The 22767-nt window shown below is 71.6% G+C and carries 26 protein-coding genes; 8 read left to right on the plus strand and 18 right to left on the minus strand.

From position 1 onward, the window contains the following. On the plus strand, positions 1–374 hold a 374-nt coding region (locus ACZ6JE_RS13750), incomplete at its 5' end, for an HAD family hydrolase (RefSeq protein ID WP_464319315.1). Then, on the plus strand, positions 371–1702 hold the full coding sequence (locus ACZ6JE_RS13755; protein WP_464319316.1) for an alcohol dehydrogenase catalytic domain-containing protein: 1332 nt from the start codon (positions 371–373) through the stop codon (positions 1700–1702). The genes ACZ6JE_RS13750 and ACZ6JE_RS13755, both read left to right, overlap by 4 nt. A gap of 98 nt (positions 1703–1800) precedes the next feature. Here ACZ6JE_RS13755 and ACZ6JE_RS13760 read toward each other — a convergent pair whose 3' ends face one another. Together ACZ6JE_RS13760 and ACZ6JE_RS13765 are read right to left on the minus strand one after the other, a co-directional pair. Next, complete coding sequence (locus tag ACZ6JE_RS13760; protein WP_192061650.1) at positions 1801–2550, minus strand: GntR family transcriptional regulator; 750 nt, start codon at positions 2548–2550, stop codon at positions 1801–1803. Between the two features lie 558 nt (positions 2551–3108). Beyond that, a complete protein-coding gene (locus ACZ6JE_RS13765; RefSeq protein WP_192061649.1) occupies positions 3109–3585 on the minus strand; it encodes a MarR family winged helix-turn-helix transcriptional regulator in 477 nt (158 codons plus the stop codon). A 252-nt stretch (positions 3586–3837) separates the two neighbouring features. On the opposite strand from ACZ6JE_RS13765, the gene ACZ6JE_RS13770 reads away from it, so the two are divergent. After that, complete coding sequence (locus ACZ6JE_RS13770; RefSeq protein WP_243215534.1) at positions 3838–4887, plus strand: LLM class flavin-dependent oxidoreductase; 1050 nt, start codon at positions 3838–3840, stop codon at positions 4885–4887. Between the two features lie 79 nt (positions 4888–4966). Here ACZ6JE_RS13770 and ACZ6JE_RS13775 read toward each other — a convergent pair whose 3' ends face one another. From ACZ6JE_RS13775 to ACZ6JE_RS13825, 11 genes are all read right to left on the minus strand, one after another. Continuing rightward, positions 4967–5293, minus strand: a complete 327-nt coding sequence (locus ACZ6JE_RS13775) for an excalibur calcium-binding domain-containing protein (protein WP_192061647.1) — start codon at positions 5291–5293, stop codon at positions 4967–4969. 115 nt (positions 5294–5408) lie between these two features. Beyond that, positions 5409–7391, minus strand: a complete 1983-nt coding sequence (locus tag ACZ6JE_RS13780) for a bifunctional copper resistance protein CopD/cytochrome c oxidase assembly protein (protein ID WP_243215536.1) — start codon at positions 7389–7391, stop codon at positions 5409–5411. A 188-nt stretch (positions 7392–7579) separates the two neighbouring features. After that, entirely contained in the window at positions 7580–7867 is a 288-nt protein-coding gene (locus tag ACZ6JE_RS13785; RefSeq protein WP_043595940.1) for an HU family DNA-binding protein, read from the minus strand. A gap of 98 nt (positions 7868–7965) precedes the next feature. After that, the gene (gene rpsN, locus ACZ6JE_RS13790; protein WP_192061646.1) at positions 7966–8271 is read right to left on the minus strand and encodes a 30S ribosomal protein S14; all 306 of its coding nucleotides are present in this window, start codon (positions 8269–8271) and stop codon (positions 7966–7968) included. A gap of 2 nt (positions 8272–8273) precedes the next feature. Then, positions 8274–8441, minus strand: a complete 168-nt coding sequence (gene rpmG, locus ACZ6JE_RS13795; RefSeq protein ID WP_043595944.1) for a 50S ribosomal protein L33 — start codon at positions 8439–8441, stop codon at positions 8274–8276. Next, the gene (rpmB, locus tag ACZ6JE_RS13800; RefSeq protein WP_022885355.1) at positions 8441–8677 is read right to left on the minus strand and encodes a 50S ribosomal protein L28; all 237 of its coding nucleotides are present in this window, start codon (positions 8675–8677) and stop codon (positions 8441–8443) included. Before rpmB ends, rpmG begins: the two co-directional genes overlap by 1 nt. A 241-nt stretch (positions 8678–8918) precedes the next feature. Continuing rightward, positions 8919–9353 carry a Fur family transcriptional regulator gene (locus ACZ6JE_RS13805; RefSeq protein ID WP_320478148.1) on the minus strand — a complete coding sequence of 145 codons (435 nt, stop codon included), beginning with the start codon at positions 9351–9353 and terminating at the stop codon, positions 8919–8921. 4 nt (positions 9354–9357) lie between these two features. Next, positions 9358–10251, minus strand: coding sequence for a metal ABC transporter permease (locus ACZ6JE_RS13810; RefSeq protein WP_320478065.1), 894 nt, complete (start codon positions 10249–10251; stop codon positions 9358–9360). Further along, entirely contained in the window at positions 10248–11051 is an 804-nt protein-coding gene (locus ACZ6JE_RS13815; RefSeq protein ID WP_192061670.1) for a metal ABC transporter ATP-binding protein, read from the minus strand. Before ACZ6JE_RS13815 ends, ACZ6JE_RS13810 begins: the two co-directional genes overlap by 4 nt. Before the next feature lie 71 nt (positions 11052–11122). Continuing rightward, positions 11123–12157, minus strand: coding sequence for a metal ABC transporter solute-binding protein, Zn/Mn family (locus tag ACZ6JE_RS13820; RefSeq protein WP_320480090.1), 1035 nt, complete (start codon positions 12155–12157; stop codon positions 11123–11125). A 178-nt stretch (positions 12158–12335) separates the two neighbouring features. After that, positions 12336–13601, minus strand: coding sequence for a PTS transporter subunit EIIC (locus ACZ6JE_RS13825; RefSeq protein ID WP_464319317.1), 1266 nt, complete (start codon positions 13599–13601; stop codon positions 12336–12338). Between the two features lie 201 nt (positions 13602–13802). Between ACZ6JE_RS13825 and ACZ6JE_RS13830 the strand changes: the two genes are divergently transcribed. After that, positions 13803–14039: a glucose PTS transporter subunit EIIB gene (locus ACZ6JE_RS13830; protein WP_464319318.1), complete on the plus strand. Its 237-nt coding sequence runs from the start codon at positions 13803–13805 to the stop codon at positions 14037–14039. Next, positions 14036–14509 (plus strand): PTS sugar transporter subunit IIA, encoded by a 474-nt coding sequence (locus tag ACZ6JE_RS13835; protein WP_464319319.1) that lies wholly within the window; start codon positions 14036–14038, stop codon positions 14507–14509. The genes ACZ6JE_RS13830 and ACZ6JE_RS13835 overlap by 4 nt, the downstream gene beginning before the upstream one ends. Before the next feature lie 19 nt (positions 14510–14528). On the opposite strand, the gene ACZ6JE_RS13840 is transcribed toward ACZ6JE_RS13835, so the two are convergent. The 5 genes from ACZ6JE_RS13840 to ACZ6JE_RS13860 form a co-directional block, all read right to left on the minus strand. Then, positions 14529–15263: a GntR family transcriptional regulator gene (locus tag ACZ6JE_RS13840; RefSeq protein ID WP_192061640.1), complete on the minus strand. Its 735-nt coding sequence runs from the start codon at positions 15261–15263 to the stop codon at positions 14529–14531. A gap of 140 nt (positions 15264–15403) precedes the next feature. Beyond that, the gene (locus tag ACZ6JE_RS13845; protein WP_464319320.1) at positions 15404–16990 is read right to left on the minus strand and encodes a dihydrolipoamide acetyltransferase family protein; all 1587 of its coding nucleotides are present in this window, start codon (positions 16988–16990) and stop codon (positions 15404–15406) included. Positions 16991–17001: 11 nt separating this feature from the next. Then, the gene (locus ACZ6JE_RS13850) at positions 17002–18048 is read right to left on the minus strand and encodes an alpha-ketoacid dehydrogenase subunit beta (protein ID WP_192061638.1); all 1047 of its coding nucleotides are present in this window, start codon (positions 18046–18048) and stop codon (positions 17002–17004) included. Beyond that, on the minus strand, positions 18045–19211 hold the full coding sequence (locus tag ACZ6JE_RS13855) for a thiamine pyrophosphate-dependent dehydrogenase E1 component subunit alpha (RefSeq protein ID WP_192061637.1): 1167 nt from the start codon (positions 19209–19211) through the stop codon (positions 18045–18047). Before ACZ6JE_RS13855 ends, ACZ6JE_RS13850 begins: the two co-directional genes overlap by 4 nt. A gap of 30 nt (positions 19212–19241) precedes the next feature. Further along, a complete protein-coding gene (locus ACZ6JE_RS13860) occupies positions 19242–20309 on the minus strand; it encodes a histidinol-phosphate transaminase (protein WP_192061669.1) in 1068 nt (355 codons plus the stop codon). Positions 20310–20415: 106 nt separating this feature from the next. On the opposite strand from ACZ6JE_RS13860, the gene ACZ6JE_RS13865 reads away from it, so the two are divergent. From ACZ6JE_RS13865 to purB, 3 genes are read left to right on the plus strand one after another with little or no spacing between them, the layout of a single operon-like run. Continuing rightward, positions 20416–20823, plus strand: coding sequence for a phage holin family protein (locus ACZ6JE_RS13865; protein ID WP_192061636.1), 408 nt, complete (start codon positions 20416–20418; stop codon positions 20821–20823). Between the two features lie 50 nt (positions 20824–20873). Continuing rightward, on the plus strand, positions 20874–21332 hold the full coding sequence (locus tag ACZ6JE_RS13870) for a low molecular weight protein-tyrosine-phosphatase (protein WP_192061668.1): 459 nt from the start codon (positions 20874–20876) through the stop codon (positions 21330–21332). Next, positions 21329–22711, plus strand: a complete 1383-nt coding sequence (purB, locus tag ACZ6JE_RS13875) for an adenylosuccinate lyase (RefSeq protein ID WP_464319321.1) — start codon at positions 21329–21331, stop codon at positions 22709–22711. The genes ACZ6JE_RS13870 and purB overlap by 4 nt, the downstream gene beginning before the upstream one ends. The last annotated feature ends 56 nt before the right edge of the window (positions 22712–22767 follow it).

Here is a 22767-nt window from a genome sequence, read left to right on the forward strand (position 1 = left end):
CGGTCGCGTCGGCCGTCGTGGTCGGCGACACGGTCAGCGACGTGCGCTCGGGTCGGGCCGCCGGGGCCGGGCTCGTCGTCGGCGTGACGACGGGCGCGCACACCCGCGAGCGACTGCTCGCCGCGGGTGCCGACGTCGTGCTCGACAGCGTGCGCGACCTCGTGGGGCTGGCCGCGTTCGCGGGTGTCGCGGGTGGGGCGGGAGTCGCGGGTGCCGCGGGTGCCGCGGGAGTCGCGGGAGTCGCGGGTGCCGCGATGGGGGCGGCGTCGGCTGCGCCGGTCGCACCCGTCGCGCCGGCCGGGACAGCGCCCGTCGAACCCGTCGCATCGGTCGCCCCGGTCGCGTCGGCCGCACCGGTCGCCCCGGTCGCGTGACCGCGCTCGCGCCTCGGCCCGTCGACGACTCCGCCGCCCGCGCGGCCGGCCCCGTCGAGCTGAGGCTCGACCCCGCCCCGACGGCGATGGTCTGGACGCAACCCGGCCGCCCGCACGACGCGGTCGCCGTGCCGAGCGTCCGCCTGGCCCCCGGAGACCTGCTGGTCGAGGTCGAGCTCGCGACGATCTGCGGCTCGGACGTGCACACGACCCGCGGTGACCGGGCCGCGCCGTTCCCGCTCGTGCTCGGGCACGAGCAGGTCGGGCGGATCGTCGCGATCGGCCAGGGCGCGGTCGCCGTCGACGGCACGCCGCTCGCACCGGGGAGGCGCGTGGTCTGGTCGCTGACGGCGAGCTGCGGTCGCTGTGCGACCTGCGCCCGCGGCCTGCCGCAGAAGTGCGAGCGGGTGCGGAAGTACGGGCACGAGCGGCTCGAGACCGGGTGGGAGCTGAGCGGAGGCTTCGCCACCCACGTGCACGTGCGGGCGGGGACGTCGGTGGTGCCGGTCTCCGACGACCTCGACGCGCGGCTGCTCGCGCCGGTCTCGTGCGGCACGGCGACCGCGGTGGCGGCGCTCGACGCGGCGTCGGCGATCGTGCCGCTCGACGGGCGGGTCGCAGGTTCGTCCGGTGCGTCCCGTGCGGCCGGTGCGGCCGGTGCGGCCGGTGCGTCGGGCTCGTCGGGCTCGGTCGGGTCGGCCGGTGCGTCCGGTGCGTCGGGCCCGTCGGGCTCGGCCTCATCGGACGGTGCGGCGACTGCGGCACCGGCTGCGGCACCGGTCGTGGTGCTCGTGCTCGGTGCGGGCCTGATCGGGCTCACGGTCGCGGCGCTGGCGACCGACGCCGGCGCCCGGGTCGTCGTGGTCGACCCCGATGCGGGTCGTCGTGCTCTCGCGGTCCGGTTCGGGGCGGTCGCGACGGGCGATCCCGGAGTCGCCGCCGACGCCGACGGCAGCGTCGACCGCGCCCTCGAGGCTGCAGGAGGCGCGCCTCTCGTGGCCGTGGAGGCGTCCGGTTCGCCGCACGCCGTCGCGTCGGCCCTGACCAGGCTCGGGGTGGGAGGCGTGGCCGTCCTGGTCGGCAGCGTGTCGCCGGCTCCGGCGGTGCCGGTCGACGCGGAGAGCGTCGTCCGTCGGCTCGTCACCGTGCGCGGGGTCCACAACTACGCGCCGCGGCACCTCGTCGAGGCGGCCCGTTTCGTCGAGCGGCGGCACCTCGCCTGGCCCCTGGCCGACCTCGTCGGCGACGAGGTCCCGCTCACCGACCTCGACACGGGCCTCGGGCGGGCCGCGTCGGCGGGCGCGGTGCGGGTCGCCGTCCGTCCGTGACGAGCGGTGACGGTGCGATCAGCGGCGACTTCGAGGGCTGAGCCGACCCGCGCCTCCTGGGCCTGCGCGCCGACGGCGGCTGCCGGACAGGCGGCGCCTCACGCCCCGATCGTGCGGATGAAGTGGTCGCCCTCGCGGGCCCGGCCCGAGGCGGCCACGGTGAAGCGGACGATGTCGCTACGGTAGCGGTCGTCGGAGGCCTCGAACGTCCGGCCGTCGCGCCCGCGGGTCACGCGGTGCAGGCGGAGGATCGGCGTGCCCGGTTCGACGCCGAGGAGGCGCGCGTCGAGTTCGTCGGCCGCCACCGCGTCGATCTCGTGGTCGACGTCGTCGTAGCCGAACCCCCGCGAGTCGAGGTACTCGGTGATCGAGACGGTGTCGAGGTCGACGTCGAAGAGCACGCGGCCGACCTCCTCGATGAAGGTCAGGCGTTCGAGCATGGTCGGGCGGCCGTCGACCGTCCGCAGACGCACGACGTCGACGACCAGGTCGCCGGGCTCGACGCCGAGGGCGCGGGCCTTCTCGTCGCCCGCCCGGCGCAGCGAGACCTCCTGGGTGCGGGCCCCGGGCTCGCCGCCGACGTCGCGGACCCACTTCGTGAACGGGATCGACACGTCGACGGGGTGATGCGTCTTGCGGGCGACCACGCGAGCCGGTCGACCGCGCCGGGTCTCGACGAGGCCCTCGCTGCGGAGGGCCGCGAGGGCGTTGCGGATCGGACCCCGGGAGGTGCGCCACTGCTCGGCGAGTTCGCCCTCGCTCGGGACGTCGTCGCCGACCGCGAGGTCGCCGCGGACGATGCGTCGGCGGAGGTCGTCGGCGATCTGCTCGTAGAGGGTGATTGCCACGATCGGAGCCTAGCGAGCGCGCGCCGCCCCCGCCGCGCCGCCCGCGCGCATCGAGGTGACCCGAAAGGCGCCCTCTGGGTGCAGGAGGGCCCTCAACGGGTCACTTCGACGCAGCGGCCTCCGGCGCCTCCCGCCCCGCGCCTCCTGCCGCAGCGTCGAGGCGAACCGAAGCGGGCCCTCGGGGTGCGGCAGGGGCCCTTCGGGTCACTTCGACGTAGCCCCTCCGGCGCGCCCGCCCCGCGCCTCCTGCCATTTGCGTCGAGGTGACCCGAAGCGGCCCCTCGGGGTGCGGCAGGGGTCCCTTCGGGTCACTTCGACGTAGCCCCTCCCGCGCGTCCCGCCCCGCGCCTCCTGCCGCTTGCGTCGAGGTGACCCGAAAGGCGCCCTCGGGCCGCGCGAGGGGTCCCTTCGGGTCACTTCGATGCAGCGCCTCCGGCGCCTCCCGCCCCGCGCCTCCTGCCGCTTGCGTCGAGGTGACCCGAAAGGCGCCCTCGGGCCGCGCGAGGGGTCCTTTCGCGTCACATCGATGCACGCACGGCGCGCGCGGCCCGCAGCGCGTCAGGCGCCGTCGGGCGACTCGTTCACGGCGGCGTTCAGGGCCTCCGTGATCTCGTGCAGCTGCGGGATCGCGCTCAGGATGGTCTCGTCGGTGCCGGTCGTCGAGAGCACGTAGCGGTACGCCTCGCGCAGGTTCGTCATCGCGTCCGTGCCGGCGGCGGTGAGGTGCAGGTGCAGACTGCGGCGGTCGTCGGGGTGCTTCGTCCTGACGACGTGGCCGGCCTTCTCGAGCCGGTCGATGACGGCCGTCGTCGACCCCGAGGTGATGACCAGGTCGCGGGCGAGGGCCGTCGGCGTGATGCCGGGGGTGTCGCCGACGGCGAGCAGCGCCGAGACCTCCATCGGGGCCAGCCCGACGACGCGGGCGGAGTGCACCCGGTAGCGTCGGTGCGCCTCGTCGAGGCGGTGCAGGGTCATCGCCAGTCTCTCGACGGACTCCGGGGCGTTCTCGGGCGTCGCGGGGAGGACGGGGCACATCGTGGTGGTTCTCTCATCGGGCTCGGGGCCACGGGCCCGCGAGTCGGGTGGCGGTGGCGCCGACGGCGCGACCGGTGAGGCAGTGTGCCCAGGATAATGCTGCTGCTCGGGGGCCGAGGTGTCCAGACCCCGTCCGGGTGGCCTCGTGCGCATCACGCTCTTGGACGCGACCGTGCCCGCCTGCTGGACGCGCGCCTCCTCGGGGCGTAGTATCCATGCAAACGTATAGATAGCAGCACGGTCAGGAGCCTCATGTCACACCCCCTCGAGTTCGGCCTCGACACCTTCGGCGACGTCACCGAGCGCCCCGCGGGTGTCGACGGCGCCGGGACGCTCAAGACGCACGCCCAGGCGATCCGCGATCTGGTCGACCAGGCCGTGCTCGCCGACCGCGTGGGGCTCGACTTCATCGGCGTGGGCGAGCATCACCGCATCGACTTCGCCGTGTCGGCGCCCGAGGTCGTGCTCGCCGCGATCGCCGCCCGCACCGAGCGCATCCGCCTCGGCTCGGCCGTCACCGTGCTCAGCTCCGACGACCCGGTGCGGGTCTACGAGCGCTTCGCCACGGTCGACGCGGTGTCGAACGGGCGTGCCGAGGTGATCCTCGGGCGCGGATCGTTCACCGAGTCGTTCCCGCTCTTCGGTCTCGACCTGCAGGACTACGAGAAGCTCTTCGAAGAGAAGATCGAGCTGTTCGCCGAGCTGCTGAAAGACGAGCCCGTCACCTGGCAGGGCAGCGTCCGCGGTTCGCTGAGCGACCAGTGGGTCTACCCGCGCCCCGAGTCGGGCACGATCCCGACCTGGGTCGGCGTCGGCGGATCGCCGCAGTCGGTCATCCGCGCCGCGCACTACGGGCTGCCGTTGTTCCTCGCCATCATCGGCGGGCAGCCGGCCCAGTTCGCGCCGTACGCCGATCTGTACCGTCGCGCGCTGACCGAGTTCGGCAAGCCGTCGCAGCCGATCGCGATGCACTCGCCCGGCTTCATCGCCGACACCGACGCCGAGGCGCTCGAGATCCTCTACCCCTACCAGGAGGAGCAGACCAACCAGCTCGGTCGCGAGCGCGGCTGGCCGCCCTACTCGCGCCCGCAGTACGAGCAGAGCGCGAACGCCACCGGCGCCCTGTACGTCGGCTCGCCCGAGACCGTCGCGCAGAAGATCGCGCAGAACCTCACGCTGCTCGGGGCGTCGCGCTTCGACCTCCGCTACAGCATGGGCCGACTGCCGCACGAGCACATGATGCGCAGCATCGAGCTGTACGGCACCGAGGTCGTGCCGCGCGTGCGCGAGCTGATGGCCTGAGTCGCAGACTCATGACGCCGAGGAGGCGCGGGTCGGGACATCCCGGACCGCGCCTCCTCGCTGTCTCACGACCGGTGCGTCAGCTCTTCTCGCAGGCGATGCCGTCCTTGTCGCGGTCGTGCTTCGCGTTGGCGGCGTAGAGCGCCTTGTCGAACTTGACGGAGCCCTTGAGAGCGCGCTTCTCGACCGTCTTGTTCGCCTTCGTGACGAGGTTGACCTTGATGCCGGGCTTGGCGATCCCACCCGAGAACGCCTTGTTCACGGCGGTGCAGTTCGCGTAGACCTTAGGGGCCGCCTGGGCGGGCTCGCCGGCGACGAGGGTGAGTCCGCCGCCGAGGGTCAGCCCCGCGGTGACGGCGAAGGCGACGAATGCGACTCGGGTGCGGGCGAAGGTGGTCGACGGCATGGGTTCCTCTCGGCGTGCTCGGGCAGCACATTCTGAGGTTGCCTCATGCGTTCGACGTCGGCCAGCCCCCGAACGGGTGCGATGCGCCCGCGGTCGACTCAGCGACCGCGGCCGCTCAGCGCCCGCGGTCGCTCCGCGCCAGCGCGCCGAGCTGCTCGTTGTACGCCTTGAGCTCGGCGTCGTCGTCGCGGTCGGCCTTGCGGTCCTTGCGCTTGGCCTCGCGGCTGTCGCTGCGGCTCCACATGATGGCGACGGCGATGGCGAGCGACACGGTCGGGATCTCGCCGACGCTCCATGCGATGCCGCCGGCGGCGTACTGGTCGGCCATCGGGGTGGCGCCCCAGGTGCGGCCCATGGCCCCGTACCAGTCGGCCAGGAACAGCCCCGTGCTCGTCATGATGCTGAGCCCGAAGAACGCGTGGAACGCCATCGTCGCGAGCAGCACGAGCAGGCGCATCGGGTAGGGCAGGCGGCCCTTGACGGGGTCGATGCCGATCATCGACTGCACGAACAGGTACCCGACGATCAGGAAGTGCACGATCATCCAGTAGTGCCCGAGGTGCGTCGTGGTCGCCCAGCTGAAGAGCGACGTGTAGTAGAACACGAACAGCGACCCGGCGAAGAGCACGGCCGACACGATCGGGTTGCTGATCACGTGCGCGTACCGCGAGTGCACGAGGATCATGATCCACTCGCGCGGCCCACGGGTGCCGTCGGTCCGCTTGTGGATGGCGCGCAGGGCGAGCGTCACGGGTGCGCCCGGCACGAGCAGCACCGGCACGACCATGCCGAGCGCCATGTGCGCGAGCATGTGCGCGCTGAACAGGTACTCCTCGTAGACGTTCGGGGCGCCGCAGGTGATGTAGAACAGCACGACCATGCCGGCGATCCACGAGACCGTGCGCCCGGCCGACCAGCGGTCGCCGCGGCGGCGCAGGCGCGCGACGGCGGCGAGGTAGAAGAAGACGCCGAAGGCGCAGAGCAGGGCCCAGAGCATGTCGGGGTTCCACTCGGTGAGCCAGCGCATCGGGGTCAGCTCGGGCGGCAGCAGCTCTTCGGTGAGGATCTCGGCCGGTGTCGGGTCGGCGAGGTCGCTCGCGGCGACCTGCTCGACGGGCGTCGCGGTGCGACCGAGGGCGGCGGCCACGCCCGAGGCGATGCCCATGAACGCGAGCTCGGCCGAGACGAAGTACCAGAAGAGGCGGGTGGTGGCCTTCGGGTGCGTGCCCATGCGTGCGACCAGGAACCTCCGCTGCACAACGCCGAACAGCCCGAGCGCCACGAGCGCGAAGGTCTTGATCAGCACGAGCACGCCGTAGCCCGTGGTCAACGACGACCAGCTGCCGAGTCGCAGGGCGGCACTGCCGACGCCCGACACGGCGACCACGACGAAGCAGATGATCGCGAGCGTCGAGTAGCGCGACAGCACGATCGCGAGCCGGGTGTCGTCGAGCGTGCCGCGCAGCAGGGCCAGCAGCACGAGGCCGCCGAGCCAGACGGAGGCGCCGACGAGGTGCAGTGCGAGGTTCGTGACGGCGGCGTCGTGACCGCTCGACCCGGCGGCGTGCCCCTGCTGGGCGATGGGGATGAGCCCGCCCATGGCGAGCAGCGTGACGCCGATCAGCGCCCAGATGTTGCGGACGACGAAGCACATCACCGTGACGGCGGCGGCGATCAGCGTGGTGATCAGCCAGGCGTTGCCGAGTTCGGTGTCGGTGAGGAAGAACGCGAGCTGGCGGCCGAACTGGTCGTCGAAGGTCACGGCGACGTTGGCGACGCTGAGGAACGTGAAGAAGGTCGTGGCGGCCGAGGCGACGGCCCAGAACCCGGCGGCGCCGGCGGCGATGTCGAGCGCCTTGTCGTACTCGGGGCGAGCGCGGGCCAGTGCGAAGCAGGTCAGGGCGAGGGTGCCGATGGTCGCAGCCGCGCCGATGTTGTTCAGCATCTTGGCCATGGGCAGGCCGTAGCGGACGACCTCGCCCGGGTCGACGACGAGCGGGGCGTCGGCCGCGCCGCCCAGCTTCAGGGCGACGAGCAGCGCCGCGAACGCCACCAGCACGAGGAGTGCGGGCCCGGTGATGCGGGTGAGTTTCGGCACGGGTTCCAGCCTAGGTCGGGTGCTCGGGGTGCGGAGACGGATCGTTCGGCCCCGAGAGACCGGCGGGTTCCGCACAGGTCGGCCGAGGAGGCGCGGGTCGGCCCCCTGGGGACGACGCCCGGCCCGGCGCACGAAAGGGGGTGCCGACCGAAGTCGACACCCCCTGGGGCTTCGTGAGAAGCGGAGGACTACTTGACGGCGGCCTTGAGCTTGCTGCCGGCGCTGACCTTGACGCTGTCGCTCGCGGCGATCTCGAGGGCCTCACCCGTCTGCGGGTTGCGGCCGGTGCGAGCGGCGCGGTGCGTCTTCTCGAAGGCAATCCACCCGGGGATGGTGACCTTCGTGCCGTCCGCGACGGACTTCGAGACGACGGAGAAGAACGCGTCGACGACGCCGCTGACGGCGGCCTGGCTCTGGCCGGACTCGGAAGCGACAGCTGCGACGAGCTCGGTGCGGTTCAGTGACTTGTCAGCCATGTGTTTGTCCTCCTCGGACTTCGTTCGTAAGACGAGACGCGGCGTTCACCGCGTCCGTGCGGTAACAGGCCCGAGGGCCCTGTGGAACCGCGTAAAACCTACCAGGAAGACTTCGTGATGCCCGGAAGCTCACCGCGGTGAGCCATGTCGCGGAAGCGGACACGGCTGATGCCGAAGGCCTTGAGGTGACCGCGGGGGCGGCCGTCGACCGAGTCGCGGTTGCGGAGGCGGACCGGCGACGCGTCGCGGGGCAGCTTCTGCAGACCGAGGCGGGCGGCCTCGCGGCTCTCGTCGGTGCCGTTCGGGTCGATGAGCGCCTTCTTGAGCTCGAGACGCTTCTCGGCGTAACGGGCGACGATGACGGCGCGCTGGTTGTTCTTGGCGATCTTGCTCTTCTTGGCCATCTCTAGCGCTCCTCGCGGAATTCGACGTGCTTGCGGATCACGGGGTCGTACTTCTTCAGCACGAGGCGATCGGGGTTGTTGCGACGGTTCTTCTTGGTCACGTACGTGAAACCGGTGCCCGCCGTCGAGCGGAGCTTGATGATGGGACGGACGTCCTGCTGACGAGCCATTAGATCTTCTCCCCACGAGCGAGAAGGTCCTTCACGACCGACTCGATGCCACGAGCGTCGATGACCTTGATTCCCTTGGCGCTGAGCTGCAGGGTCACGTTACGACGAAGCGACGGCACGTAGTACGTCTTCTTCTGGATGTTGGGATCGAAACGACGCTTGGTGCGTCGGTGCGAGTGCGAGATGTTGTGTCCGAAGCCGGGGATGGCTCCGGTCACCTGGCATGTTGCTGCCATGGTCATTCCTCCGTAGATACCGTAGGGAGCACCCCGTTCTGCGAACGGCGGCCCCTACCCAAGGTCACTTGTCGGCGCGCGTCGGCCCCCATGGATCCGCATGACGGAGCCGGTGTGGCGGGGGATTCGGTGCACATGGGCGCAGAGAGCGCCCAACCAGAGAGCAAGAGTACGCGACACGCCCGGGATCACGCAAGCCGCGCCTCCTCGGCATCGACGGCGGCAGCCGAGGAGGCGCGGGTCAGCCCTCGGAGGAGCCGCGGGTGACCGCGGGGTCGCGCCCCGCGGCGGCCTCGGCCGAGCACGCCGCGCAGAGCCCGAAGACGTCGACGATGTGCTGCGCCTCGGTGAAGCCGTGCTGGGCGGCGACCTGGCGGGCCCAGGTCTCGACCGCGTCGGCCTCGATCTCGACCGTGGTGCCGCAGACGCGGCAGATGAGGTGGTGGTGGTGCGTGCCGGGGGTGCAGGCGCGGTACAGGCTCTCGCCCTCCTGCTGCAGCGAGTCGGCCGATCCGTCGGAGGCGAGGTCGGACAGCGCCCGGTAGACGGTCGCCAGCCCGATGGGCGAGCCCGCCTCGCGCAGCTGGGTGTGCAGCGACTGGGCGCTGACGAAGCCCTCGCTGCTGTCGAGCGCCTCGCGCACGGCCTCGCGCTGCCAGGTGTTGCGTCGGACCACCATCTCAGACCTCCTGCTTCGCGGCCAAGGCTACCCGTGCGGGTCGGCGCGGCCTGAGCGTGCGGGCGTCGCGACGACGGCCGATCACACGGCAGACGAGCCAGATGGCGAACGAGATGGTCGTGACGTAGGGGCTGATCGGCAGTCCGCCGCCGAGTGCGAGCAGGATCCCGCCGACCACCGAGGTGACGGCGAAGGCGATGCTCAGCAGCGGCACCAGCCGCGGGTTCACCGTGAGCCGCAGGGCCGCGGCGGCGGGGGTGACGAGCAGCGAGAGCACCAGCAGGGCGCCGACGATCTGCACCGACACGGCGACGGCGAGGCCGAGCACGAGCATGAAGACGATGCCGAGGGTCCGCACCGGGATGCCGGCGGCGGCGGCCACGTCGGGGTCGACGCTGGCGAAGGTGAGCGGGCGCCAGACGATCAGCAGCGTGACGATCACGACGGCCGAGATGGTCATCAGCCAGCCGAGCTGGGGGTTGTCGACGGCGACGATCTGACCGGTCAGCAGGCCGAACCGGTTGGCGGACCGGCCCTGGTAGAGGGCGAGGCAGAGGATGCCGATGCCGAGGCCGAACGGCATGAGCACCGCGATGATCGAGTTGCGTTCGCGCGCCCGCGACCCGAGCACCCCGATCAGCAGGGCCGCCACGACGCTGCCGACGAGCGACCCCGCGACGACGTTGGCGCCGAAGAGCAGGGCGGCCGACGCGCCGGCGAACGACAGCTCGCTGATGCCGTGCACGGCGAACGGCATGTTGCGTGTGAGGACGAACGGGCCGATCAGCCCGCCGACCAGGCCGAGCACGGCGCCGGCGATGATCGAGTTCTTGACGAGGGCGACGAGCTCGCCGAAGTCCTGGAACGAGAACAGCTGGGCCCACAGGTCGGTCATCGCGGCCCTCCGTCGTCGTCGAGCGGCTCGAGGTGATGATCGTCGTGCCCGTGGCTGCCGACGATGACGATGCGCCCCATCGTGCGGATGACGTCGACCGGGGTGCCGTACAGCTCGCTCAGCACGGGCGCCTGCAGCACCTCGTCGGGTGTGCCGATGCGGAACGAGCCCCCGGCCAGGTAGAGCACCCGGTCGACGACGTCGAGGATCGGGTTGACGTCGTGCGTGACGAAGACGACGGCCGTGTTGCGGGCCCGGCGCTGACGGTCGAGCAGCTCGGTGACGCCGCGCTGGTGCCGCAGGTCGAGCGAGATCAGCGGCTCGTCGCAGAGCAGCAGGGCGGGGTCGGCGGCGAGTGCCTGGCCGACGCGGGCGCGCTGCTGCTCGCCGCCCGAGAGCGAGGCGACGGGGGCGTCGGCGAACGAGGTCGCGCCCACCTCGTCGACGAGGGCGTCGATGGCGGCCCGTTCGGCGGCGCTCTCGCGGCGCAGGCCCCAGCGGTGGCCGGTGACGCCGAGGGCGATCATGTCGCGGGTGCGGAGCGGCGTGCCGGTCTCCATCAGGCGCTGCTGCGGCACGTACCCGATCCGGCGATGCCCGCGGGCGACCGGCCTGCCGAGGAACTCGATGGTGCCGGCGGTGAGCTCCTGCTGACCGAGGATGGTCCGCAGCATGGTGGTCTTGCCGGCGCCGTTCGGGCCGAGCACGGCGATGAACTCGCCGGGGGCGACGTCGAGGTCGAGCCCCGACCAGAGGGTCCGGTCGCCGAAGCCGACGCCGGCGTCGCGCAGGCGCAGCACGGCGTCGCCGTCGCGCCCGGCCGAGGAGGCGCGGGTCGCGACGGCGACGGAGTCGTCGGGGTGCCGCTGGGTCACCGGTCGAGTGCCGCCTTGATCGCGTCGATGTTGCTCTGCTGCCACGAGATGTAATCATCCCCCTCCGGGAGGAGCTCCGTGACCGGCACGATGGCGACACCGGCGTCGGTGGCGGCCTTCTCGACGGCCTCGGTCTCGGGGCTCGAGGTCTGCTCGTTGTAGGCGAGCAGGTCGACGCGGCCGTCGGCGAAGGTCTTGAGCGTCTCGTTGAGCACCGCGGGCGACACGTCGTCGCCCTCTTCGATGGCCTCGGAGAAGGAGGCGGGGGTCACGTTCACGAGACCCATCTCGTCGAAGAGGTAGCCGGGCACCGGCTCGGTGTAGGCGACCGACTCGCCGTCGTGCGCCGTCTTGATCTCGGCGGCCTGCGCCTCCAGGTCAGCCACGCGGTCGCCGAACGCGTCGGCGTTCGCGGTGAAGGTGTCGGCCTGGTCGGGGTCGATCTCGCCCAGCTGGTGCGCGATCTCGTCGGCGAGGGCGCCCATGCTGTGCAGGCTGTAGAAGACGTGCTCGTTGAACGCGCCGTGCTCGTGGTCGTGCTCGTGCTCGTCGGCGTGGTCGTCGCTCGTGGCGTCGGCGGAGGGCTCGGCCTCGTCGCTGTGCTCGTCGTCGGCGTGCTCGTCGTCCGTGTGCCCCTCGGCGTCGGGGTCGAGGCCCGAGACGTCGACGGCGTTCACGACCGCGGCCGACGAGTCGCTCGCGCTGAGCATCGTGTCGACGAAAGCGTCGTAGCCGCCGCCGTTCTCGATCACGACGTCGGCCCGCGAGACCGCGAGCTGGGTGCGGGCGTCGGCCTCGTACGAGTGCGGGTCTTGCGAGGGGTCGCTGATGATGCTGGTGACGTCGACCGCGTCGCCGCCGACGGTCTGAGCGATGTCGCCGTAGACGTTGGTCGATGCGACGACCGAGATCGCGCCTCCTGAACCGTCGTCGCCCGCCGCGCCCGCCGACCCCGACGACGAGCAGCCGCTCAGCACGAGGGCCGCCGCGGCGGGCAGGGCGAGCAGGGGCAGGGTGCGGCGGAGGTTCATGTCGTCGACGCTATTGCTACTGATAATGATTGTCAAGACGAGGAGGCGCGGCTCGGCCGCGGACCCGCACCGCGCCTCCTCGGAACCGCCGAGACCCCGGGAACGCGTTGAGACCCCCGTGCGCGCACGAGGGCCTCGGCGATCCGCTGGGGTCTGGTGCCCCGGAGTGCGAGCGCGGCTACGCCTTCGTGGCGGCCTCGACCGACTCGGCGCTCGCGTCGTCGTCTTCGCGACCCGGTGTCTTGAGGTTCCACTTCTTGATCACGAAGCTGAAGATGACGTAGTAGACGACGGCGTAGCCGAGCCCGATCGGGATCAGCCAGATCGAGTTCTGCGAGATCGAGAAGTTCAGCACGTAGTCGATCAGACCCGCCGAGAACGAGAACCCGGTGTGGATGTCGAGCGCGTTGACCAGCATCATCGAGGTGCCCGTCAGCACAGCGTGCACCACGTAGAGCGGCCAGGCGACGAACATGAACGAGAACTCGAGTGGCTCGGTGATGCCCGTCAGGAAGGCCGTCAGCGCGGTCGACAGCATGATGCCGCCGATCAGCTTCTTCTTCTCGGGGCGGGCGTGACGCCAGATCGCGAGGGCCGCGGCGGGCAGGGCGAACATGAAGATCGGGAAGAACCCGGTCATGAAGACGCCGGCGCTCGGGTCGCCCTGGAAGAACCGGGTCAGGTCGCCGCGGTAGACCTTGCCGTCGGCGCCCGAGTAGTCGCCCACCAGGAACCACACGATGTTGTTCAGGATGTGGTGCAGACCCGTGGGGATCAGGAGGCGGTTGACGACCCCGTAGACACCGCCGCCGACCACGTCGTTGGACGCCACGGCCGTGCCCACCCAGGTGAGCGCCGCGTTGAAGATCGGGTAGACGAACGACATGACGACGCCGACGACCAGACCCGTGCCGGCCGTGAGGATCGGCACCAGTCGACGGCCGGAGAAGAAGCCGAGGAACTCGGGCAGCTTCGTCCGGTAGAAGCGCTGCCAGAGCACCGCGGACAGCAGACCCATGACGATGCCGCCGAGCACGCCGTAGTCGATGACCGCCGGATCGCCGGTCGCCGTCGTCTCGCCCGCCAGCACGAGAGGGGACATGGCCTCGAACACGCCGTCGATGACCATGTAGCCGACCACGGCGGCCAGGGCCGTCGAGCCGTCGGACTTCTTCGCCCAGCCGATCGCGATGCCCACCGCGAAGATCAGCGGCAGCCAGGTGAAGACCGCGTTGCCCGCCGCGCTGATGACCGAACCTCCGGTCTCGAACCCGGGGATGCCCCCGAGCAGGTCCGGCTGGCCCAGCCGGAGGAGCAGCCCCGCGGCGGGGAGCACCGCGATGGGCAGCATGAGGCTGCGCCCGAGGCGCTGCAGCACGGCGAACGCGCCGGCACCCCTCTTCGGCGCTGCGGCCGGTGCAGCCTCGGTCTCGGACGTCGTCATGCGCGGATCCTCTCGTCGATGAGCAGTCGGCCGGGGCATCGTCGTGGGCACGGTGCCGGTCGATCTGAGGCCTGTCCGGTCCTGTCCGGTCATGACCAGTGAGTGGTAGTTTCCTCAGACCGGCGGATGGTGTCAACTGGGAACCCGCGTTCCGTGTCAGCAGAACCGGGTCACTTCACCCGCGATGGAGGAGAACAGCTCATGTCGAAAGCACAGGCCATGATCGACGGACTCGGCGGCGCCGACAACATCGACGAGATCGAAGGCTGCATCACCCGCCTGCGCACCGACGTCAAAGAAGTCTCGCTGGTCGACGACGCCGCCCTCAAGGCGGCCGGTGCGACCGCCGTCGTCCACGCCGGCGGCAGCGTCCAGGTGATCGTGGGCACCATCGCCGACACCCTCGCCGAAGACATCAACGACCTCCTCGACGCGTGACGGTCGTCACGGCCCCGGTCGCCGGGCGGGTCGTGGCGCTCGCCGACGTGCCCGACGCGGTGTTCGCCGGCCAGCTGGTGGGGGCGGGCGTCGCGATCGAGCCGAGCGCGCCTCCTGCGGGGCGGGGTGCCGGTGCCGGTCTCGTGGCCGTGTTCTCGCCGGTCGCCGGCGAGGTCGTCAAGCTGCACCCGCACGCGTTCGTCGTCGTGCACGAGTCGGGCGTCGGCGTGCTCGTGCACGTCGGCATCGACACCGTGAAGCTCGGCGGCTCGGGCTTCGAGCTGGCCGTCGCCGAGGGCGCGAACGTCGCCGCGGGCGAGCTCGTCGTGACCTTCGACCCGGCCGTCGTCGCCGAGGCGGGCTACTCGGCGGTCTGCCCCGTCGTCGTGCTCGACAGCGCACCCGACACCGTGTCGCAGGAGGCGGTGGGCACGTCGGTCGCGCCGGGCGACGCCCTCTTCACCGTCTGACCGCGGCGCCGGGCTCGGGTCAGCCCTGCGGCTCCGTCGACGACACCTGCATCGACACGCGGTAGCGGTCGGAGCGGTACCAGGTCGCCGAGTGCTCGACCGGCACGTCGCCCGAGTACGACACGCGGTCGAAGAACAGCACGGGCGCGCCGTCGCGCGTGCCGAGCAGCGTCGCGGTCTCGGCCGAGGCGCCCTCCGCCGAGACCGTCTGCCGGGCGCGGGTGACGGGCAGGTCGTACTCGTCGCCGAAGAGGCGGTAGAGCGACAGGGTCAGGTCGTGGTCGAACAGCCCGGCGAAGCGCGCGGCCGGGAACCACGCGTCGTCGATGCTGACCGGTTCGCCGTCCGCGAGGCGCAGCCGCTTCACCCGGAACGCGGTCTCGCCGGGTGCGATCTCGAGCGCCGCGGCGGTGTCGGCAGGAGGCACGGCCTCGTCGCGCACCAGCACGACCGTGCTCGGAACATGCCCGAGCGACGTCATCTCGCTGGTGAACGAGGCCAGGTGCAGGGTCGACTGCACCACGCGGTGGGCCACGAAGGTGCCCTTGCCGCGCACCCGGGTGAGCCAGCCCTCGTTGACCAGCTGGCCGACCGCCTCCCGCACGGTGATGCGGCTGACGCCGTAGTCGGCCATCAGCTGGCGCTCGCTCGGCACGGCGGCGCCGGCGGGCAGCTCGGTCGCCGCCATCTCCTGCAGGATGCCGCGGAGCTGCTCGTGCTTCGGCACCGACCCGTCGACGATGTGCTGCGGCATGGCGGACCGGCCCCTCCTCGAGTCGACCGGCGGTGGTCCCGTCCGGTCATGACGTGTCGTCGACACGACCCTACGACAGGACGCCGAGGAGGCGCGGTGCGGGACTCCCCGCACCGCGCCTCCTGGATGGCAGAGCCGGCTCAGTCGAGCAGCAGCGCCGGCTCTTCGAGCACGCTCGCGACGTCGGCCACGAAGCGGCTGGCGACGTCGCCGTCGACGACGCGGTGGTCGAAGCTGGCGCCGATCGTCGTGACCATGCGGCTGCGGACCTCGCCGTCGACGACCCACGGCTTCTGCTTGATCGTGCCCAGGGCGACGATGGCGACCTCGCCCGGGTTGAGGATCGGCGTGCCGGTGTCCATGCCGAAGACGCCGATGTTCGTGATGGTGATGGTTCCGTCTTGCATGTCGGTCGGCGTCGTCTTGCCGTCGCGTGCCGTGAGGGTGAGCTGCTCGAGCGCCTGCGCGAGCTGGAGCAGGCTCATCGACTGCGCCTCTTTCACGTTCGGCACGATCAGCCCGCGCGGGGTCGCCGCGGCGATGCCGAGGTTGACGAAGTGCCGCACGAGGATCTCTTTATCGGTCCACGCGCTGTTCACCATCGGGTTGCGACGCACGGCCCAGATGATCGCCTTCGCCATGATCAGCAGGGGCGAGACCTTGACGCCGGCGAACTGCGGCGACGCCTTGAGGCGCTTCACGAACTCCATCGTGCGGGTCGCGTCGACGTCGACGAACAGGCTGACGTGCGGCGCGGTGAACGCCGACGACGTCATCGCCCGGGCGATCGCCTTGCGGACGCCTTTGACGGGGATCCGCTCGATGCGCTCCTCGCCCCACTCGGGCGTCTCGATGTTACGGAACACGCTGGCCTGCTGCGCGTGGCGGATCACGTCGTCGCGGGTGACCTCGCCGGCGAGACCGGTGGGCTGCACGATCGACAGGTCGACCTCGAGGTCCTTCGCGAGCTTGCGGATCGGCGGCTTCGCGATGATCGGCAGGGCCTGCGCGGCCGGCACCGACGTGGTCGGGCGGCGGCGGGCCTGCTCGGCGACGCGCAGCTGACGGGCGTCGACCTCGGTCTGGGCGGGCTTGCGGCGTCGGGTCGAGCCCGATCCGCCCGCGGCCCCGTAGCCCACGAGCACGGCCCCCGAGCCGCTGTCGTCCGAGTCGGCGGGTGCCGAGGCGACCGAGCCGGTGCCGCCGCCGGCCGCGACGTCCTCCGCCGATGGAGCCGGGGCGGCGGGCGCAGCCGGTGCGGTGGGCGCGGTGGCGATGGGAGCAGCCGCAGGTGCCGCGGCGGCAGCGTCGTCCGCCCCCGAGGAGGCGCGGGTCGTCACGACCGGGATCGACGCGGTGTCGAGACCCCTGGCCCGCTGCTCGGACAGCGCCTGCTCGTTCTGCGAGACGACCTGGGCGGTGCGGGCGAGTCCGCCCGATTCGGACGCCTCGGCTTCGGCGGCGCGGTCGCCCGGGGTGCGGGGCGCGCCTCCGTCGCCGATGCGGATGATCGGCGTGCCGACGTCGACGGTCTCGCCCGAGGCGACCAGCACGCTCTCGACGACGCCCGCGAAGGGCGACGGCAGCTCGACGAGCGACTTGGCCGTCTCGATCTCGACGAGCACCTGGTTGATCTGGACGGTGTCGCCCGGGGCGACCCGCCATTCGACGATCTCGGCCTCGGTGAGGCCCTCGCCGACGTCGGGCAGAGCGAATTCGCTGGTCATGAAGATCTCTCTCAGTACGCGAGGGCGCGGTCGACGGCTTCGAGGACGCGATCGGCGTCGGGCAGGTACAGCGTCTCGAGCTTCGCCGGAGGGAACGGGGTGTCGAAGCCGCTGACCCGCAGCACGGGGGCCTCGAGCGAGTAGAACGCCTTCTCGGCGACCGTCGCGGCGATCTCGGAGCCGACGCTGACGAAGCCGGGGGCCTCTTGGGCGACGACGAGCCGGCCGGTCTTGCGGACCGACTCGAGGATGGGGCCGTAGTCGACCGGCGACAGCGAGCGCAGGTCGACGACCTCGACGCTGATGCCCTCGGCGGCGGCGATCTCGGCGGCCTGCAGCAGGGTGCTGACCATGGCGCCGTGGCCGAGCAGCGTGACCTCGGTGCCGGTGCGGACGACGCGGCTGGCGTGCAGCGGCGCGTGCGGGTCGGTGCGGTCGACCTCGCCCTTGGGCCAGTAGCGGCTCTTGGGCTCGAAGAACATGACCGGGTCGTTCGACGCGATGGCCTCCTGGATCATCCAGTACGCGTCGTGCGGGGTGCTCGGGCTGACGACCCGCAGGCCGGCCGTGTGGGCGAAGTACGCCTCCGGGCTCTCCTGGTGGTGCTCGACTGCGCCGATGTGCCCGCCGTAGGGGACCCGGATGACGACGGGCATCTGCAGCGTGCCCTCGTGGCGTGCCGTCATCTTGGCCAGCTGCGACGTGATCTGGTCGAAGCCCGGGTAGATGAAGCCGTCGAACTGGATCTCGACGACGGGTCGGAACCCGCCCATCGCGAGTCCGATGGCGGTGCCGACGATGCCCGACTCGGCGAGGGGCGTGTCGATGACGCGGTTCGCGCCGAACTCGGCCTGCAGCCCCTCGGTCACGCGGAACACGCCGCCGAGCGTGCCGATGTCCTCACCCATCAGCAGCACGCGGGGGTCGTCGGCCAGGGCCTTGCGGAGACCGGCGTTGATGGCGCGGCCGAGCGGCATGGTCTCGAGGGAGGCGCGGGTCGGCTCGCCGGCGGCCGTCGCGTCGGCCGTCGTGGTCGGGTTCGGGGCGGTGTCGGTCATGCGCGTCCTCCGTCGGTGTCGGCCGTGGTCGGGTCGGCGGTCGGGCCGAAGCTGTTCTCGTACGAGGCCAGCCATTCGCGCTGTTCGCGCATGACGGGGTGCGGTTCGGAGTAGACGTGCTCGAACATCGACGACGCCTCGGGCTTCGGCAGCTCGAGCGTGCGGCGACGGATGTCGGCACCGAGGTCGTCGCCCTCGGCCTCGAGCCCGGCGAAGAACGCGTCGCCCTCGCCGCGCGAGCGGAGGAACGCCTCGAAGCGGTCGATCGGGTCGCGGGCGATCCAGCTCTGCAGCTCGTCGTCGGTGCGGTACTTGGTCGGGTCGTCGGACGACGTGTGCGCGCCGATGCGGTACGTCATCGCCTCGATGAAGCGCGGACCGCCGCCGCTGCGGGCGGCGTCGAGGTCGCGGCGGCTGACCGCGTAGCTGGCGAGCACGTCGTTGCCGTCGATGCGGGTGCCGGGCACGCCGAAGCCGATGGCGCGGTTGACCAGCGGGGTGCGCGACTGGGTGGCGACGGGCACGCTGATCGCCCACTGGTTGTTCTGCAGGAAGAACAGCTCGGGGGTCTGGAAGCTCGCGGCGAAGACCAGCGCCTCGCTGACGTCGCCCTGGCTGGTGGCGCCGTCGCCGAAGAAGGTGATGACGGCCTCGTCGACCTCGGGGTCGCCGCTGCCCGTCTTGCCGTCGATCGTGAGGCCCATCGCGTAGCCCGTGGCGTGCAGGGTCTGCGACCCGATCACGAGCGTGTAGACGTGGAAGTTGCCGCGCTCGGCCGGGTTCCAGCCACCGTGGGTGTGGCCGCGCAGCAGGCGGAGGATGTCGACCGGGTCGACTCCCTTGGCCAGGGCGACGGCGTGCTCGCGGTACGAGGGGAACAGGTGGTCGTGGGGCCGGGACGCGTGCGCGACGCCGACCTGGGCCCCCTCCTGACCGTGGCTCGGCACCCACAGGGCGAGCTGGCCCTGACGGGCGAGCGCGGCGGCCTCGCGGTCGAAGCGACGGGTGAGGACCATGTCGCGGTGCATGGCGCGCAACCGGTCGTCGCCGAGGGCGTCGATGTAGGGCTGGAACTCGGCACCGGCGTCGGATTCGACGAGCTCACCCGTCGGGCTGAGCAGCTGGACCGTCGTGACGCCGTGTTCCGCATCGATGGAAGACATGACGACCATTCTACCGGCGGCTACATGCCGTCAGAGTGATGTGTTCAAGCGCACCTGCTGGGCCGCGTGCAGCAGCCTGTCGACCGACGACGGCTCGCCGATCGTGATGCGGATGCCCTCGGGCGCGAACGGCCGGACGATGATCCCGTGGTCGGCGAAGACGCCCGCGGCGGTGGCGGTCTGCTCGCCCGTGGGCAGCCAGACGAAGTTGCCCTGGGCCGCCGGGACGTCCCAGCCCTGGTCGATCAGCGCCTGTCGCACCTGATCGCGCAGCATGGCGATCCGGTCGACGCGGGTCATCAGCTCGGACTCGTGGGCGAGCGACGCGAGCGCGGCCGCCTGCCCCTGCTCGGTGACCGACAGCGGGATGGCGGTGGCCCGAGCGGCGTCGAGCACCGAGGAGGCGCCGATCGCGTACCCGACGCGCAGTGCCGCCAGCCCGTACGCCTTCGAGAAGGTGCGGAGCACGACGAGGTTCGGGTGGCGCTCGGTCAGCGACTCGCCGTCGACCGCGTCGGGGTCGGTGACGAACTCGGCGTAGGCCTCGTCGAGGATCACCAGGAGGTCGTCGGGGACGGCCGACATGAAGGTCTCGAACTCGTGGGTGGTGACCGTGGTGCCCGACGGGTTGTTCGGCGAGCAGACGACGACCAGGCGCGTGCGGTCGGTGACGGCCGCGGCCATGGCTTCGAGGTCGTGGCTGCCGTCGGCGCGGGTGGGCACCTGCACGCTGGTCGCGCCGGCCACGGTGACGAGCCCCGGGTAGGCCTCGAACGAGCGCCAGGCGTAGACGACCTCGTCGCCGGGGGCGGCGGCGGCCTGGATGAACTGCAGCAGCAGCGAGACGGACCCCGCGCCGACGTGCACCTCGTCGATGGTGACGCCGAACTTCTCGGCCAGGGCGCCGCGGAGCGCCGCGGCCGTCGCGTCGGGGTAGCGGTTGACCGTGACGGCGCCGCGGAGGGCCTCGACGACGGCCGGCAGCGGCTCGAACGGGTTCTCGTTCGACGACAGCTTGAAGGCGTCGGGCGACGCCTGCTTGCCCTGTCGGTACGGCGGCAGGGCGGCGATCTCGGGGCGAAGTCGAACGGGAGTCATCACCCGGCCACCCTAGGGGCTGCCACCGACGGATGACGCGGCACCGCGCCTCCTCGGTGGGACGCCGCACTACCGCGCGAGGGCGCCCGTTCGGCATGATGGGGGGATGACCCGATTCATCGTGAGGCTGCTCATCAACGCCGTGGCCCTCTGGCTGACCACCCTGATCGTGTCGGGTGTCGACGTCGACCCCTACGGCGTGGGCGGCACCACCGAGACGGTGCTGACGTACCTGCTCGTCGCGCTGATCTTCGGTGTGGTCAACGGGGTCGTCGGCACGGCGATCCGGGTCGTCGCGTTCCCCCTCTACGTCCTCACCCTCGGGCTCGTGTCGCTGATCGTCAACGGGCTGCTGCTCGGCATCGTCGCCTGGATCTCGGGCCTGATCGGCTTCGGCCTCGAGATCGAGGGCTTCTGGTGGGGCGTGCTCGGCGCCCTCGTGCTCGCGATCCTGGCCTGGCTGATCGGCATCGTCGTCCGCCCGATCGTCGAGTCCGGCGACCGCCGGCGGTGAACCGCTTCAGCGTCTGCTTCGTCTGCACCGGCAACATCTGCCGCTCGCCCATGGCCGAGACGGTGCTGCGGTCGCTCGCCGACGCGGCCGGGCACGGCGACGACCTCGTCATCTCGTCCGCCGGCACCGGCGACTGGCACGTCGGCGAAGGCGCCGACCCGCGCACGGAGACCGCCCTCGCGGCCCGCGGATACGATGGCTCGCGTCACCGGGCCAAGCAGTTCGCCACCGACGACTTCGCGCGGCACGACCTCGTCGTCGCGTTCGACCGGGGGCAGGAGCGCATCCTCCGCTCGTGGGCGACGAATGACGCCGACCGGTCGAAGGTGCAGCTGCTGCTGACGTTCGATCCCGCCGCGGCCGCGCGTGCGGGTGTGACGGGCACCGACGTCCCCGATCCGTACTACTCAGACGCCGCGATGTTCGACACGGTCCTCGACCTGGTCGAGCAGTCGTGCGCCGCACTCTTCCGCCAGATCGAACCAGCACTCCGCAAGGGACCCTCATGACGTTGCCCCCTCAGCCCCTCAGCCCCCTCGACGGCCGGTACCGCGCCTCCGTCGGCTCGCTCGGCGACCACCTCAGCGAGGCCGGTCTCAACCGGGCCCGCGTGCACGTCGAGGTCGAGTGGCTGATCGCGCAGACCGAGCGCGGGGCCTTCGGCTCGAGCCCGCTCGACGAGTCGCAGAAGCGGGCGCTCCGGGCGATCGTCGCCGACTTCGGTCAAGAGGCCATCGACGAGCTCGCCGGCCTCGAGGCCACCACCCGCCACGACGTCAAGGCCGTCGAGTACTACGTGCGGGCGCGCCTGACCGACCTCGGCCTCGACTCGATCGCCGAGCTGACCCACTTCGCCTGCACCAGCGAGGACATCAACAACCTCTCGTACGCCGTCACCGTCAAGGCCGCCGTCGCCGAGGTCTGGCTGCCCGCCTTCGACGCCGTGATCGACGCCCTGACGCGCTGGGCGACCGACGCGCGCGACGTGCCGATGCTCGCCCACACGCACGGCCAGCCCGCGACCCCGACGACGGTCGGCAAGGAGTTCGCGGTCTTCGTGCACCGCCTGCAGCGCCTCCGCGCGCAGATCGTCGCGACCGAGTACCTCGGCAAGTTCAGCGGCGCGACGGGCACGTTCTCGGCGCACGTCGTCGCCGACCCGTCGGCCGACTGGCCCGAGATCTCGCGGGCCTTCGTCGAGGACAGCCTCGGTCTCGTCTGGAACCCGCTCACCACGCAGATCGAGTCGCACGACTGGCAGGCCGAGCTGTACTCGCGCGTCGCCCACGCGAACCGGGTGCTGCACAACCTCGCGACCGACGTCTGGTCGTACATCTCGATGGGGTACTTCACGCAGATCCCGCAGGTCGGCGCGACGGGCTCGTCGACGATGCCGCACAAGATCAACCCGATCCGGTTCGAGAACGCCGAGGCCAACCTCGAGCTCTCGTGCGCCCTGCTCGACTCGCTCGCCTCGACGCTCGTCACCTCACGCCAGCAGCGCGACCTGACCGACTCGTCGACGCAGCGCAACATCGGCGTCGCGTTCGGTCACTCGATGCTCGCGCTCGACAACCTGCGCCGCGGGCTCGGCGAGATCGCCGTCGGCACGGTCGCCCTCGAAGCCGACCTCGACTCGAACTGGGAGGTGCTCGGCGAGGCGATCCAGACGGTGATCCGCGCCGAGGTCGTCGCCGGCCGCTCGTCGATCGCCGACCCCTACGCGATGCTGAAGGAGCTCACCCGGGGCAAGCGGGTCGGGCAGGCCGAGCTCGTCGCGTTCGTCGAGGGGCTCGACATCGGCGACGACGCGAAGCGCCGGCTCACCGCGCTGACGCCGCCGACCTACACGGGCATCGCGTCGCAGCTGGTCGACCGCCTGGCGTAGCCCGCCCGGTGGTGCGGCGGGTTCGTGTCATCGGGGGCGGGTCAGCGCGGTGAGCC

This window comes from Frigoribacterium sp. AC759, from assembly GCF_979256015.1.

What these genes read in the sequence shown, in the direction of transcription:
- ACZ6JE_RS13785 (WP_043595940.1), bottom strand. Translation starts at nt 7,867, where the DNA reads ATGGCTGACAAGTCACTGAACCGCACCGAGCTCGTCGCAGCTGTCGCT.
- ACZ6JE_RS13770 (WP_243215534.1), top strand. Translation starts at nt 3,838, where the DNA reads ATGTCACACCCCCTCGAGTTCGGCCTCGACACCTTCGGCGACGTCACC.
- ACZ6JE_RS13870 (WP_192061668.1), top strand. Translation starts at nt 20,874, where the DNA reads ATGGCCGAGACGGTGCTGCGGTCGCTCGCCGACGCGGCCGGGCACGGC.
- ACZ6JE_RS13865 (WP_192061636.1), top strand. Translation starts at nt 20,416, where the DNA reads ATGACCCGATTCATCGTGAGGCTGCTCATCAACGCCGTGGCCCTCTGG.
- ACZ6JE_RS13840 (WP_192061640.1), bottom strand. Translation starts at nt 15,263, where the DNA reads ATGCCGCAGCACATCGTCGACGGGTCGGTGCCGAAGCACGAGCAGCTC.
- rpmB (WP_022885355.1), bottom strand. Translation starts at nt 8,677, where the DNA reads ATGGCAGCAACATGCCAGGTGACCGGAGCCATCCCCGGCTTCGGACAC.
- ACZ6JE_RS13825 (WP_464319317.1), bottom strand. Translation starts at nt 13,601, where the DNA reads ATGACGACGTCCGAGACCGAGGCTGCACCGGCCGCAGCGCCGAAGAGG.
- ACZ6JE_RS13845 (WP_464319320.1), bottom strand. Translation starts at nt 16,990, where the DNA reads ATGACCAGCGAATTCGCTCTGCCCGACGTCGGCGAGGGCCTCACCGAG.
- purB (WP_464319321.1), top strand. Translation starts at nt 21,329, where the DNA reads ATGACGTTGCCCCCTCAGCCCCTCAGCCCCCTCGACGGCCGGTACCGC.
- ACZ6JE_RS13765 (WP_192061649.1), bottom strand. Translation starts at nt 3,585, where the DNA reads ATGTGCCCCGTCCTCCCCGCGACGCCCGAGAACGCCCCGGAGTCCGTC.
- ACZ6JE_RS13855 (WP_192061637.1), bottom strand. Translation starts at nt 19,211, where the DNA reads ATGTCTTCCATCGATGCGGAACACGGCGTCACGACGGTCCAGCTGCTC.
- ACZ6JE_RS13830 (WP_464319318.1), top strand. Translation starts at nt 13,803, where the DNA reads ATGTCGAAAGCACAGGCCATGATCGACGGACTCGGCGGCGCCGACAAC.
- ACZ6JE_RS13810 (WP_320478065.1), bottom strand. Translation starts at nt 10,251, where the DNA reads ATGACCGACCTGTGGGCCCAGCTGTTCTCGTTCCAGGACTTCGGCGAG.
- ACZ6JE_RS13860 (WP_192061669.1), bottom strand. Translation starts at nt 20,309, where the DNA reads ATGACTCCCGTTCGACTTCGCCCCGAGATCGCCGCCCTGCCGCCGTAC.
- ACZ6JE_RS13820 (WP_320480090.1), bottom strand. Translation starts at nt 12,157, where the DNA reads ATGAACCTCCGCCGCACCCTGCCCCTGCTCGCCCTGCCCGCCGCGGCG.
- ACZ6JE_RS13850 (WP_192061638.1), bottom strand. Translation starts at nt 18,048, where the DNA reads ATGACCGACACCGCCCCGAACCCGACCACGACGGCCGACGCGACGGCC.
- ACZ6JE_RS13775 (WP_192061647.1), bottom strand. Translation starts at nt 5,293, where the DNA reads ATGCCGTCGACCACCTTCGCCCGCACCCGAGTCGCATTCGTCGCCTTC.
- rpmG (WP_043595944.1), bottom strand. Translation starts at nt 8,441, where the DNA reads ATGGCTCGTCAGCAGGACGTCCGTCCCATCATCAAGCTCCGCTCGACG.
- rpsN (WP_192061646.1), bottom strand. Translation starts at nt 8,271, where the DNA reads ATGGCCAAGAAGAGCAAGATCGCCAAGAACAACCAGCGCGCCGTCATC.